13 protein-coding genes are annotated in these 11,628 nt (G+C 72.4%); 7 read left to right on the plus strand and 6 right to left on the minus strand.

Annotated features, from left to right (window positions below; genetic code table 11):
• Positions 1-2: 2 nt before the first annotated feature.
• Positions 3-554, minus strand: coding sequence for a dihydrofolate reductase family protein (locus ABD191_RS25120; protein WP_344087064.1), 552 nt, complete (start codon positions 552-554; stop codon positions 3-5).
• 137 nt (positions 555-691) lie between these two features.
• On the opposite strand from ABD191_RS25120, the gene ABD191_RS25125 reads away from it, so the two are divergent.
• Positions 692-1,015, plus strand: coding sequence for a YciI family protein (locus ABD191_RS25125; RefSeq protein WP_344087067.1), 324 nt, complete (start codon positions 692-694; stop codon positions 1,013-1,015).
• A 3-nt stretch (positions 1,016-1,018) separates the two neighbouring features.
• Complete coding sequence (locus ABD191_RS25130) at positions 1,019-2,341, plus strand: RNA polymerase sigma factor (RefSeq protein WP_344087070.1); 1,323 nt, start codon at positions 1,019-1,021, stop codon at positions 2,339-2,341.
• A 60-nt stretch (positions 2,342-2,401) separates the two neighbouring features.
• Here ABD191_RS25130 and ABD191_RS25135 read toward each other — a convergent pair whose 3' ends face one another.
• Positions 2,402-3,943: a hypothetical protein gene (locus ABD191_RS25135; protein WP_344087073.1), complete on the minus strand. Its 1,542-nt coding sequence runs from the start codon at positions 3,941-3,943 to the stop codon at positions 2,402-2,404.
• Between the two features lie 451 nt (positions 3,944-4,394).
• On the opposite strand from ABD191_RS25135, the gene modA reads away from it, so the two are divergent.
• Positions 4,395-5,159, plus strand: coding sequence for a molybdate ABC transporter substrate-binding protein (gene modA, locus ABD191_RS25140; protein ID WP_344087076.1), 765 nt, complete (start codon positions 4,395-4,397; stop codon positions 5,157-5,159).
• 13 nt (positions 5,160-5,172) lie between these two features.
• Here the strand turns inward: modA and ABD191_RS25145 are convergent, their stop codons facing one another.
• Positions 5,173-6,294 carry a LacI family DNA-binding transcriptional regulator gene (locus tag ABD191_RS25145; protein WP_344087079.1) on the minus strand — a complete coding sequence of 374 codons (1,122 nt, stop codon included), beginning with the start codon at positions 6,292-6,294 and terminating at the stop codon, positions 5,173-5,175.
• Positions 6,295-6,465: 171 nt separating this feature from the next.
• On the opposite strand from ABD191_RS25145, the gene ABD191_RS25150 reads away from it, so the two are divergent.
• Both ABD191_RS25150 and ABD191_RS25155 read left to right on the plus strand, forming a co-directional pair.
• Positions 6,466-7,626, plus strand: a complete 1,161-nt coding sequence (locus ABD191_RS25150) for a Gfo/Idh/MocA family protein (protein ID WP_344087082.1) — start codon at positions 6,466-6,468, stop codon at positions 7,624-7,626.
• Positions 7,623-8,435 (plus strand): sugar phosphate isomerase/epimerase family protein, encoded by an 813-nt coding sequence (locus tag ABD191_RS25155; RefSeq protein WP_344087085.1) that lies wholly within the window; start codon positions 7,623-7,625, stop codon positions 8,433-8,435. Before ABD191_RS25150 ends, ABD191_RS25155 begins: the two co-directional genes overlap by 4 nt.
• Here the strand turns inward: ABD191_RS25155 and ABD191_RS25160 are convergent.
• A complete protein-coding gene (locus tag ABD191_RS25160) occupies positions 8,404-9,480 on the minus strand; it encodes a hypothetical protein (RefSeq protein ID WP_344087088.1) in 1,077 nt (358 codons plus the stop codon). The two genes, ABD191_RS25155 and ABD191_RS25160, sit on opposite strands and share 32 nt — an antisense overlap.
• Before the next feature lie 3 nt (positions 9,481-9,483).
• On the opposite strand from ABD191_RS25160, the gene ABD191_RS25165 reads away from it, so the two are divergent.
• Positions 9,484-9,864, plus strand: a complete 381-nt coding sequence (locus tag ABD191_RS25165) for a hypothetical protein (protein WP_344087090.1) — start codon at positions 9,484-9,486, stop codon at positions 9,862-9,864.
• Between the two features lie 4 nt (positions 9,865-9,868).
• Here the strand turns inward: ABD191_RS25165 and ABD191_RS25170 are convergent, their stop codons facing one another.
• Positions 9,869-10,015, minus strand: coding sequence for a hypothetical protein (locus ABD191_RS25170; protein ID WP_344087092.1), 147 nt, complete (start codon positions 10,013-10,015; stop codon positions 9,869-9,871).
• Positions 10,016-10,145: 130 nt separating this feature from the next.
• Here ABD191_RS25170 and ABD191_RS25175 point away from each other — a divergent pair, with 130 nt between their 5' ends.
• A complete protein-coding gene (locus tag ABD191_RS25175; protein WP_344087095.1) occupies positions 10,146-10,880 on the plus strand; it encodes a carbohydrate-binding protein in 735 nt (244 codons plus the stop codon).
• 26 nt (positions 10,881-10,906) lie between these two features.
• Here ABD191_RS25175 and ABD191_RS25180 read toward each other — a convergent pair whose 3' ends face one another.
• Entirely contained in the window at positions 10,907-11,524 is a 618-nt protein-coding gene (locus ABD191_RS25180; protein WP_344087098.1) for a PaeR7I family type II restriction endonuclease, read from the minus strand.
• Between the last annotated feature and the right edge of the window lie 104 nt (positions 11,525-11,628).

Consider the following 11,628-nt stretch of genomic DNA (forward strand, 5'->3'; position numbering starts at 1 on the left):
CGTCACGCCGGGCGGTACACCTGGTGCACCACGCCGGTCGAGAACGTCGCGGAACTCGCCAGCGTCAGCGGGATCGTCGGGCCGTCCGCCTCGAACAGGCGCCGCCCCCGGCCCACCACGATCGGGTGCACGAGCAGGGCCAGTTCGTCGACCAGGCCGGCCCGCAGCAGCGTCCGGGCCAACGTGATGCTGCCGGGGGCGAGAATGTGGCCGCCGGGCTCCTCCTTGAGCCGGGCGACCGCCCCGGCCACGTCGGTGCCGTCGACCTTCAGCAGGGTCGAGTTGCGCCACGACAGGTCGGTCAGGGTTCCCGACACGACGACCTTCGCGGGCCGGTTCATCGTCGCGGCCCCTGGGTCGTCGGCCGGCGCGTTGCCGAACGCCCCGGCGAAGCTCTCGTACGTCACCCGGCCCAGCAGCAGCGTGTCCGCGGCCGCCGAGTCGGCCGCCATGACGGCGAACATCTCCTCGTTGACGTACGGGGTGTGCCACTGGTCGGGTGCCTCCACGACGCCGTCGAGCGAGATGAACTGCGCCACCACGAGCTTGCGCATCGCTGTTTCCCTCCGGTCGGGGCGGCCCGTCGCCGCCCGCCACCAGTGCGTCGAACGGCCCACCGCCGGATCGACACGCGGCCGCAGATCTTTCCCATGATTGGATGGGCGCGACAGTACGGATACCGGAGGCCAGCGTGCGGTACCTCTTGACGATCAACGGCGGCGGCCGCAAGGCCGACGAGCAGCTCTACGCGGACATGGGCCGCTTCATCGAGGAGCTGAGCCGGGCCGGCACCCTCGTCGCCACCGGCGGCCTGGACTCCACCGGCACCCGCATGTCGGCCAGCAACGGCCGGGTCACCTTCACCGACGGCCCGTACGCCGAGACGAAGGAGACCGTCGTCAGCTTCGCCGTGATCGAGGTCGCCTCGAAGGAGGAGGCGCTGGCGCTGGCCGAACGCTTCTGGGCCATCGTCCGCGACGGCGAGGGCGACATGCGCCTGATCTACGGCCAGTAGGCGATGCAGGCCGCGGACGTTACGGAGGCGGTCGAGCGGGCGTGGCGGGCGGAGTCGGCCCGGATCGTGGCCGGCGTGGCCGGCGTGGTCCGCGACGTCGGCCTGGCCGAGGAGCTGGCCGCCGACGCGTTGGTCGCCGCGCTGGAGCAGTGGCCGGCCGAGGGCGTGCCCGACAACCCGGGGGCGTGGCTGATGCTGACGGCCCGCCGTCGGGCCATCGACCGCATCCGCCGCGACGTACGGCTGCGCGAGCGCGTCGCCCAGCTGGGCCACGAGGCGCACCAGCGACAGCAGTCGGCCACCTTCGACGGTACGGCCGACTACGAGGCCGTTATCGAGGCCGACGACGACGCACTCAACGACGACCTCCTGCGGTTGATCTTCGTGTCGTGTCATCCCGTACTGGGGGCGGAGGCGCGGGTGGCGCTCGCGCTGCGGGTCCTCGGCGGGCTGTCGACCGCGGAGATCGCGCGCGCGTTCCTGGCGCCCGAGCCGACCATCGCGCAACGCATCGTGCGCGCCAAGCGGACCCTGGCCGACAAGCGCATCCCGTTCGAGGTCCCGCCGCCGGCGCAGCGCGCCGCGCGGCTCGCCTCCGTTCTCGAGGTGCTGTACCTCATCTTCAACGAGGGCTACTCCGCCACGGCGGGCGACGACTGGCTGCGGCCCGCCCTGTGTGAGGAGGGTCTGCGCCTGGTGCGGATCCTGGCGGACCTCACGCCGACCGAGCCGGAGGTCTTCGGGCTGCTGGCCCTCATGGAGATCCAGGGCTCGCGGCTCGCCGCCCGGGTGGGCTCCGCGGGCGAGCCGATCGCGCTGCCCGACCAGGACCGCACCCGGTGGGACCAGGCGATGATCCACCAGGGCTTCGCGGCCCTGCTGCACGCCGAGCGCCTCCTGCGGGCCGGGGACCAGCCCGGGTCGGCGGCCGGGCCGTACGTGCTGCAGGCCGCGATCGCCGCCTGCCACGCGCGGGCCAGCACCCCTGAGGAGACCGACTGGGGCCGCATCGCGGCCCTCTACGCGCGGCTCGCGGAGCTCATGCCGACGCCCGTGGTGGAACTCAACCGCGCGGTCGCGCTCGCCAGGTCACAGGGCCCCGCGGCCGGGCTGGAGATCGTCGACCGGCTCGCCGGCGAGCCGGCCATGCGCGACTATCACCTGCTCCCGGCCGTCCGGGCCGACCTGCTCGACCGGCTCGGCCGCCGCGACGAGGCGCGCGCCGAGTACGAGCGGGCGGCCGCGCTAACGGCGAACGCCCGCGAGCGCTCCGTACTCCTGGACCGCGCCGCGCCCCCGGACCCGGCGGAGGGCGGCGCGCCCTGACACGCGAACGCCGCGCCGGGCGTGGTGTGCGCCCGGCGCGGCGTGCCGTGATGGGACCGTCTACTGCGGGAAGTCGTCCGGGTCGACGCCGCTGGTCGACGCGTTGCCGCCCGAACTCTTGGTGAGAGTGATCCGCCAGGCCTGCGTGTAGGAGAAGGTGAACGTGTCGTCGAACTTCGAGTACCCGCAGTTGCGGGCGAAGCTCTTCGCGTTCCGGTCATAGTCCGTACCGGACGCCATGAAGATCGTGTACGTGCCGCTGGGCACGCTGTTGACGGTGTACTTCTTGTTCGGGCCGACGTACACGATGATCGTGGCGGACTTGGAACCCTTCTTGACCAGGCTGATCAAGCCCGGCGAGCTGTTGTTCGTGATCTCCAGCCGGCTCGGGCCGCTGCTGGTCCGCTTGACGATCGTGCCGTTGGCCACCGTGCGCGCCTTGGAGGTGCCCGGCAGCCACGTCGCCACCTTGTACTCGTGCGCGGCGTCGCCCTCGGCGAGTCGCTTCGCGGCGGCCCGCAGCGTGGCGGCGGCGCTCGAGTTCCTGATCGCGGGCAGCGCGGCCGCCGCCGGGCAGGCCGAACGGCCGTCCTTCATGGTGGCGACGTCCGTGCGCAAGCGCTGCAGCGCGGAGATGACGTCCTCGTGCGCCGACCGGGTCGCCGCGCCCGGCGTCGCCGTGCCCTGCAGCAGGGTGATCGCCTGAGCCAGTGCGGTGTCGAACTTACCCGCCGCGCTGACCGCGGCCGACTTGCTCTTCGCGGCGGCCAACGACTTGTACGACGCGACGACGGCGGCGTCCGCCTGCGCCAGCACCTGCTGGTACGCCTCCGGCGTCACGGACGCGGCGGTCGGCGCTCCGGTCGGCCCGCCCGCGCCGGAGGTGGTCTGCGGGTTGGACGTCGTCTTCGGGTCATCGCTGAGAAGCCGGAACCCCAAGAAGCCGCAGCAGGCGAGCACCAGCACCAGCACGACGCCGAGGACGATGAACAGCGTCGTGTTCTTCTTCGCGGGCGGCTGCCCGGGGAACTGCCCCGGCACCCCGAACGGGGGTTGGCCGCCGTAGCCGGGCTGGCCGGAGGTGGGCTGCGCGCCGTACGGCTGCGTGCCGTATGGCTGCCCCGACGTCGGCTGTCCGCCGTATGGCTGCCCGGACGTCGGCTGCGCCCCGTAGCCCGGCTGCCCCCCGTACCCCGGCTGGGCCCCGTAGCCCGGCTGGCCCGACGTGGGCTGCGCCCCATATCCCGGCTGGGCCCCGTACCCCGGCTGGCCGCCGTAGTCAGGCTGGCCGCCGTAGCCCGGCTGGCCGGACGTCGGCTGCGCGCCGTAGGGCGGCTGAGAACCATAGGATGGCTGAGCACCGTAGCCGGGCTGGCCGGGCGTCGGCTGCGCGCTGTAGGGCGGCTGCCCGGAGCCGGGCTGACCACCATAGGGCGGCTGCGCGCCGTAGGGCGGTTGGCCGGGTGAGGCGGGCTGACCGGGGTACCCGGAGTCGATCTGGGTCACGTCGGGGTTGGACGCGCCGGGCTGCGGCGCCGATCCAGGTGTCCACGGCGGAGGTTGGTTCGCGGGAGCACCCCCGGGCAGCATGCCATCACTCATGACGCGACAGTATGGTGGCGCGCACCCCAGACTCTCAACCCGGTCTATGACCCGACAGTCAAGCTGCGACGACGCGGGGGCAGTGTCCCGCCGCGCAGAGTCACGGCGCCGACCCGCCCGGTGCGGCCGGTATCGCGGGCGGTCGGCGGTGGGGACAGGCCCACGGCCGCGGGGAGAACCTCCGGACACGGTCCCGCACCCAGGGTGAGCTGCCAACCGTCCGGTTCGCGCGGACGTCCATCGTGGACGGCAGACCAGCGCCCCGGTGCTCACCGGTCGGACGGCGGCGTGGCCGGCTGGGATGTGACGCGCCTCGCACAGGTCGCCGGACGAGCGCGCAGCGGGGGAACCGCACCCGACACATACGGTTTTGCGTCCCGCGTCACCGCCAGCGCTGACGCAGATGCAAGGGAACTTGGCGTTTACAGCTTGCTAATGCGAGAGTGATTGCATGAGCATCCGGCGATTGATCGCGGCCAGCGCGGCTGTGGGCCTCCTGGTTCTCGGTGGCTGCCGGGACAGCGCCCCGGATCAGGGCCACGGGGGGACCGTGACCGTGTTCGCCGCGGCGTCGCTGACGGAGGCGTTCACGAAGATCGGCAAGGACTTCGAGGCCGCCAACCCGGGCACCAGCGTCAGATTCAGCTTCGCGGGCAGTTCGGCGCTCGCCGCGCAGATCGGGCAGGGCGCGCCGGCGGACGTGTTCGCCTCGGCGAGCCCGGCGAACATGCAGACCGTGGTGGCCGCCGGCGCGGTGGCGGCAGCCCCGGTCACGTTCGTGCGCAACCAGCTTGTCATCGCCACCGCCAAGGGCAACCCCAAGGCGATCAAGGGACTCAGCGATCTCGCCACGGCGGGCACCACGGTGGCGTCGTGCGCGGAGCAGGTGCCCTGCGGCGCGGCGGCCAGGAAGGCACTCGACGCGGCCGGCGTCGCGCTGACGCCGGTGACCCTCGAACACGACGTCAAGGCAGCACTGGCGAAGGTACGCCTCGGCGAGGTGGACGCCGCGCTGGTCTACCGGACGGACGCCAGAGCGGCCGCGGCCGACGTGGACGCCGTCGAGTTCCCGGAATCGGCCGCAGCCATCAACGACTACCCCATCGCGACGCTGAAGGACGCGCCCAACGCCGCGGGCGGGCAGGCCTTCGTCGACTATGTACGGTCGGCCGAGGGCCTCGCCGTGTTGACCGCCGCCGGCTTCCAGGCGCCCTGAACCCGGCAGGCCGCTAGGCGGGCGGCGGGCCCGAGCTCTCGCGCGCGACGACGATCGCCTCGACGCGCTCGATGCGGGTGGGGTGGATCGCACTGCCCGACAGGGCCATGCTCATCGCGCGGGCGCCCATCTCGGTGAGCGGCAGGCGCACGGTCGTCAGCGTCGGGGTGACATCGCTGGCCACCGGCATGTCGTCGAAGCCGGCCACGGAGACCTGACCGGGCACGGATATCTTGTGCGCCCGCAGCCAGGCCAGGGCGCCGACGGCCATGGAGTCGTTGAGCGCCACGATCGCGGTCACCTCGGGCGAGTCGTGCAGCAGGTGCGCGGTCGAGGTGGCGCCGCCGTCGCGGCTGAAGTCCGAGTGCACGACCCGGCGGGCCGGTAGCGCCCGGCCGTGGTCCTTGGCGGCGCGGCGGATGCCGGCGAGCCGGTCGGTCGTCGTGGTGAGGACCTTCGGGCCTGCGATGACGCCGATGTGCTTGTGGCCCAGCTCGTAGAGGTGCTCGGCGATGAGCCGGCCGCCCTCCTCGTTGGCGGGCAGCACGGCGTCTCCGACGTGCTCGTGCCGGCCGATCACGGACACGTGCCCGCCGGACTGCTGGTACGCGCGGAGCTTGGCGTTGATCTCCTTGGTGAACGCGACGTCGTGGTAGCCGGAGCCGGCCAGCACGATCGCGGCCACCTGCTGGGCGCGCAGCAGCTCCACGTACTCCAGCTCGCGGGCCGGGTCGCGGTAGCTGTTGCAGATGACCAGGAGCCGGCCGTGCTCGGTCGCGACCCGCTGCAGGCCGCGGGTGATCTCGGCGAAGTACGGGTCGGAGACGTCGTGCACGATGACGCCCACGGCGATGCGGTGCGACCGGGCCAGGCCCTGCGCGTGCGCGTTCGGCACGTACCGCAGGTCCTCGACGGCGCGCAGCACGCGGGCGCGCAGCTCCTCCGCGACCGGCTTCGTGCTGCCGTTGATCACCCTTGACGCGGTCGCGGGCGACACCTTGGCGCGCCGCGCGACATCGGCGAGCGTGACCGCACCGCGCGCGATGCCGCCCCGCGCGGACGCCTCCCCAGCGGGTGGGCCGGCATCCGGTTCCGGGCCGTCCATGCTCCGCGCCACCCGACGTGTGGTCCCCATGGGCGAGCAGCGTACCGGGTGGCGTACGCGGGTATGCCCTTGCCGCGCGACAGCCGTACGCTCTAGGCTGCGGAAAGCGCTTTCCGCAGACCGTGCCGCACCCAGGACAGCACGGTCCACCGGGCGGCACGGTACGGGCAACGGCACGACAACCGACTAGGGGACGGCTCGATGAATCGCAGGTCAATCGGCATCGTGGTCAACGGCGTCACCGGACGCATGGGCTACCGCCAGCATCTGGTGCGCTCGTTGCTCGCCATCCGCGAGCAGGGTGGCCTGCCGCTGCGCGACGGCAGCCGGCTGTGGCCGGAGCTGGTGCTCGTCGGGCGCAGCGAGACGAAGCTCGCCGAGATCGCCGCCCGGCACGGCCTCACCGACTGGACCACGGACCTGTCGGCCGCGCTCGCCCGCGACGACGTCGAGATCTACTTCGACGCTCAGGTCACGTCCCAGCGGGAAAAGGCGATCCGCGCCGCCATCGAGGCCGGCAAGCACATCTACACCGAGAAGCCCACCGCCGAGGGCCTGGCGGGCGCGGTGGACCTCGCCCGCACGGCCGACGCGGCCCGCATCAAGCACGGCGTCGTGCAGGACAAGCTGTTCCTGCCCGGGCTGCGCAAGCTCGACCGGCTCGTCAGGGGCGGCTTCTTCGGCCGCGTCCTGTCCGTACGCGGCGAGTTCGGTTACTGGGTCTTCGAAGGTGACTGGCAGGCCGCCCAGCGTCCGTCGTGGAACTACCGGGCCGCGGACGGCGGCGGCATCGTCACGGACATGTTCCCGCACTGGCACTACGTCCTCGAGCAGATCTTCGGTCGGGTCACCGCCGTGACCGCGCATGTGACGACCCACATCCCCCGCCGGGTCGACGAGCGGGGCGAGGAGTACGCCGCCACGGCCGACGACGCCGCGTACGGCATCTTCGAGATCGCCGGCCCGGACGGGCCGATCGTCGCCCAGATCAACTCGTCGTGGGCCGTGCGGGTCTACCGCGACGAGCTGGTCGAGTTCCAGGTGGACGGCACCGAGGGCAGCGCCGTCGCCGGCCTGCGCACCTGCCGCATCCAGCACCGGGGCGCCACCCCGAAGCCCGTCTGGAACCCCGACCTGCCGGCCACCGAGGACTTCCGCGCCCAGTGGCAGGTCGTGCCCGACAACGAGGAGTTCGACAACGGCTTCAAGGCGCAGTGGGAGCTGTTCCTGCGCCATGTCGTCGAGGACGTCCCCTACACCTGGGACCTGTGGGCGGGCGCGCGCGGCGTGCAGCTCGCCGAGTGTGGCCTGTTCTCCGCCCGCGAGGGCTGCCGCGTCGAGATCAAGGAACTCAGGGCATGAGCGACCTTGATCGCTTCTCGTTCAATCAGGCCACCGCGCAACACTGGGCGCTGCCGGACGCGGTGGCCGGCTGCGCCGCCGCCGGGCTCGACAAGATCGGGCTGTGGCGCGAGCCCGTGCAGGCCTACGGCGTGGCGGCGACCGCCCAGCTCGTCCGCGACGCCGGGCTCGCGGTGACGTCGCTGTGCCGGGGCGGCTTCTTCCAACAGGACGACTGGTACGACGACAATCGCCGCGCCATCGACGAGGCGGCGACGCTCGGTACCCCGGTACTCGTATTGGTCTGTGGTGGATTGCGCCCGGCGGAGCGCGACATCGACGCGGCGCGTCAGCACGTCGGCGACGCGATCGGCGCACTCGTGCCGCACGCGCTCGACGCCGGGGTGCGGCTGGCCATCGAGCCGCTGCACCCGATGTTCGCCAGCGACCGGTGCGTCGTGTCGACCCTCGGGCAGGCCCTCGACCTGGCCGACCCCTACCCCGCCGAGGCCGTCGGCGTGGTCGTGGACACCTACCACCTGTGGTGGGACGACCAGGTGTGGCGGCAGATCACGCGGGCGGGGGCGGAGCGGCGCATCGCCTGCTTCCAGGCCGCCGACTGGATCACGCCGCTGCCGGAGGGCGTGCTGCTCGGGCGCGGGCTGCCGGGCACCGGCTGCGTGCAACTGCGCCGGTTCCGGGAAGCGGTCGACGAGGCGGGCTACACGGGACCGGTCGAGGTCGAGGTCTTCAACGCCGAGGTGTGGGCCCGGCCGGGGGCGGAGATCCTCGCGGAGACTATCGAACGCTATCTGGAGCACGTGGCCTGAACAGCAGCGCCAGCAGGACCGGGAACTCCAGGTAGGCGTGGTAGCTGGCGAACGCCGAGTACATCACCCGGCCCTGGGTGTAGTCGACCGCGAACAGCACCGCGAGCGGCGCCGCGGCGGCCGCGCCCAGGGCCCAGGCCCGCCAGCCGGCCAGCCACGGCACCCGCGCCTCGAAGGCCGCCGCCGCGTCCGGGGCGGCCCGGGGCAGGAAGCCCACCCACACCGCGTAGTGCATCGTCTGCAGGAACGCGAAGACGACCAGGAACCGCAGCCCGACGACGAGGTCGGGTTGCAGGCCCGGCGGCACGAACGGCGCGGCCAGCTTCGCCGGCGTGCCCGCGAACGCGGTGACCGTGCCCGCCCCGCCGTCCGCGAGCTGGTTGACCACCAGGCCGTCGGCGACACCCAGCAGGATCAGCGCCGGGATGCCGAGCACCCAGCCCACCTGCGCGACCCGGAACGCCGTGCGCCCCCGGGTCAGCCGCCGCGACCACTCCCACAGGAAGAACAGCGGTACCACGTTGTGCAGGTGGGTCAGGATCACGAAGTGGTACGCCGGAAAGGCCAGCGACGCCGCGAGCGCCCCACCCAGCCCGCCCAACGCGGCCAGGCGCCACCACGGCCGGGTCACCGCGTAGGCGACGCCCACCCCCAGCAGCGCGTACGCCAACACAATCTCAGGCGTACGGGCGGCCGCGAGCCGGCAGACGAGGATGCCGGTGACCAGCGCCAGCAGCACGACGAGCAGCCGTCCCCGCAGCACCCCGGCGAATCGTCCCGCCACATAGCGCAACTCCAGCACGTTGTGCAGCGCGCCGAACGCGATCAGGCCGAGCACCGTCGTGGCCAGCGGCGCGCGCGCCGCCACGGCCAGCGCGATCGCGGCCGTGAGCGCGAACCCGGCCGCGAGCGCGACACCGCTCGGCGACCCGTCACCCGAACGCAGCGCGGCGGCCAGCCGGCCGGCGGCACGCGGCGGCACGCCCGCCGGGACGGTCAGCGCGGGTGCGGAAAGCGCCGGGGCCCGCATGCCACCTACTGTCATGGCGTGTCCTTCCCCCGGTACGTGGGCGCGTTCGCGCTCACCCTGCTCGTCGAGGCGCCACTGTATGTGGCGGCGCTGGTGGGCTGGTTCGGGCTGTCGTGGCGGCGGGCCGCCGCCCTCGCGCTCGCCGCGAACGCGCTGACGCACCCGGCGCTGTGGTGGTCACTGCGGCCGTGGGCGGACGACCCGGCGTACCTGTGGGTGCTCGCCGGCGCGGAGGCGGCCGTGTGCGTCATCGAGTGGGCGGTGCTCGCCGCCGGCGTCATCGCCGCCCGGGGCCGGGGCGCGACGACCCGGCTCGACCTCGTGCTGCTCGCCGCGGTGGCCGTCGGCGTCAACGGCGGCTCGGTCCTGGCCGGCGTGGTCGCGGGCCGCATGGACTGACCGGTCAGCTGCCGCGCTTGGCGCGGCGCATCACGAGCACGACGACGCCCACCACGATCGCCACGACGACGAACAGGCCGGCCCCGATGGCCAGCACCTCGGCGGCGACGCCCTCCGGCTCGGGGGCCACATCGGCAAGGATCTGGGTCACGGGTGGCCTCCGGTTCATCGGTTGCGCGCAAGATTAGCGGCCGGCCGGCCCGCCAGGTGTCCCTATACGGACAACCGACCGGTCCCGACGGTGGAGCAACGCCGCGAGCGCGGCCACTAGGTTCACACGAATGTCACGGTTCGTCATGTGGCGCCTGCGGACACCGGGCGAACGGATGCGACTGATCGTCGCCGGGGGCGCTGCCGTCCTCGCCGCGCTCACGCTCGTACTCCTGATTGTGGATCCGCAACGGACGGGAGCCGGCGACGCACGGCCGCGCGGGGCGACCGCCGCGCTGCCCAGTGCGGTGCCGGCAAGCCCGACGCCGCGCGTGGGGTCGCGGGCGACCGCGGGGCGGCCGTCGCACACCGCGACACCGACGCGGTCGACGAGCGCGCCACCACGGACAACGCCGCCCGCACCGACCGCGACCGCGACGGGGCGCGCACCGACCACACGCGCGTCGGCGGCCTTCGCGGTGACGGTGGAGGCGGAGTCCGCGCAGCTCGGCGGCAGCGCGCTGCGGCTCAGTTGCGGTTGTTCCGGCGGCGCGGCGATCGGGCAGCTCGGTTCCGGGTTCATCGACGGGTTCCTGTGGCGGTCCGGGTGGCTCACGTTCGGCGGGATCTCCGCCCCGGCGGCGGGCGACTACACGCTGACGGTGACCTACCGGGCCAGCCGCGACCGGGACCTCCGCGTCTCCGTCAACGGCGGCGAGACGAAGACCGTGCGCTGCCGGTCCGGGTCGCCGGGGACGGTGACGACGACCGTCCGGCTCGCGAAGGGCGCCAACTCGGTGAAGCTGTTCAACGACTACAGCCGCGCCCCCGACCTCGACAAAATCAAGCTTTCGGAGAAAACCTAGCCGTCGAAGCGAACGACTCACGTGGCTTAGCCGTGGATACCCGTGGCCTTCAACGCGTGGATCTCGGCTGCGCGGCCAGCGATCTTCGCCGCGAAGGCAGCGAACCCAAGCTCCCGTGACGGCTCATTGATCATCGTTACACCGGTGCCGGAGGCCGTCAGGAAACAGGCGGCGTCATACAAGCGTTCCCGGAGAAGGCGCTGGCAGAAGATTCGGTAGCGATCCGTGTACGACGAATCCTGGAACGCATCGTCGACCGGAAAGACGGTGGTTGGAAGGCTGACAGGCTTCGTCGAGCGTGGCGCATCCTCCAGCAGGAAGAAGTACCCGAGCCAGGGCCGCACCTCGCCGAACGTGCCCTCTTCGTAGGCTCTCCAGACGTCGACAGCGCTACCGATGGCCTCTTCGATACGGTTGTTGAAGTTATTACCGAAGGACGGCCCGACGTGGGACTTGAACTCGATAGCGGCAACCAGGAGCCCGCTATCGACAACCACCACGGCCCATTTCTTGGCGGGACGGTAGTAACCGGGTAGGTGGATGCCACTGTTGCGGCGGACGCAGTCTGGGTCGAACCCGGCAGAGATGAACTCGTGAACGATGATGTTCGGATGCTCGCCAACTACCAGGCCACCGCTGCCCATGCGCCGCGCACGCCGCGCCCATGCCCCGTGTGGGGGGTGGGGGATGCCTTGAGCTGTGTCAAGGATCTTGGACAGTTCCTCGGTTGGTTGCTACGCCGCGAGTT

The sequence above is a fragment of the Luedemannella helvata genome (assembly GCF_039528415.1).
In the GTDB taxonomy this organism is placed as follows: domain Bacteria; phylum Actinomycetota; class Actinomycetes; order Mycobacteriales; family Micromonosporaceae; genus Luedemannella; species Luedemannella helvata.

Coding starts and splice junctions, on each gene's coding strand:
- ABD191_RS25175 (WP_344087095.1), top strand. CDS start 10,146: ATGTCACGGTTCGTCATGTGGCGCCTGCGGACACCGGGCGAACGGATG.
- modA (WP_344087076.1), top strand. CDS start 4,395: ATGAGCATCCGGCGATTGATCGCGGCCAGCGCGGCTGTGGGCCTCCTG.
- ABD191_RS25155 (WP_344087085.1), top strand. CDS start 7,623: ATGAGCGACCTTGATCGCTTCTCGTTCAATCAGGCCACCGCGCAACAC.
- ABD191_RS25160 (WP_344087088.1), bottom strand. CDS start 9,480: ATGACAGTAGGTGGCATGCGGGCCCCGGCGCTTTCCGCACCCGCGCTG.
- ABD191_RS25145 (WP_344087079.1), bottom strand. CDS start 6,294: ATGGGGACCACACGTCGGGTGGCGCGGAGCATGGACGGCCCGGAACCG.
- ABD191_RS25130 (WP_344087070.1), top strand. CDS start 1,019: ATGCAGGCCGCGGACGTTACGGAGGCGGTCGAGCGGGCGTGGCGGGCG.
- ABD191_RS25135 (WP_344087073.1), bottom strand. CDS start 3,943: ATGAGTGATGGCATGCTGCCCGGGGGTGCTCCCGCGAACCAACCTCCG.
- ABD191_RS25180 (WP_344087098.1), bottom strand. CDS start 11,524: ATGGGCAGCGGTGGCCTGGTAGTTGGCGAGCATCCGAACATCATCGTT.
- ABD191_RS25120 (WP_344087064.1), bottom strand. CDS start 554: ATGCGCAAGCTCGTGGTGGCGCAGTTCATCTCGCTCGACGGCGTCGTG.
- ABD191_RS25150 (WP_344087082.1), top strand. CDS start 6,466: ATGAATCGCAGGTCAATCGGCATCGTGGTCAACGGCGTCACCGGACGC.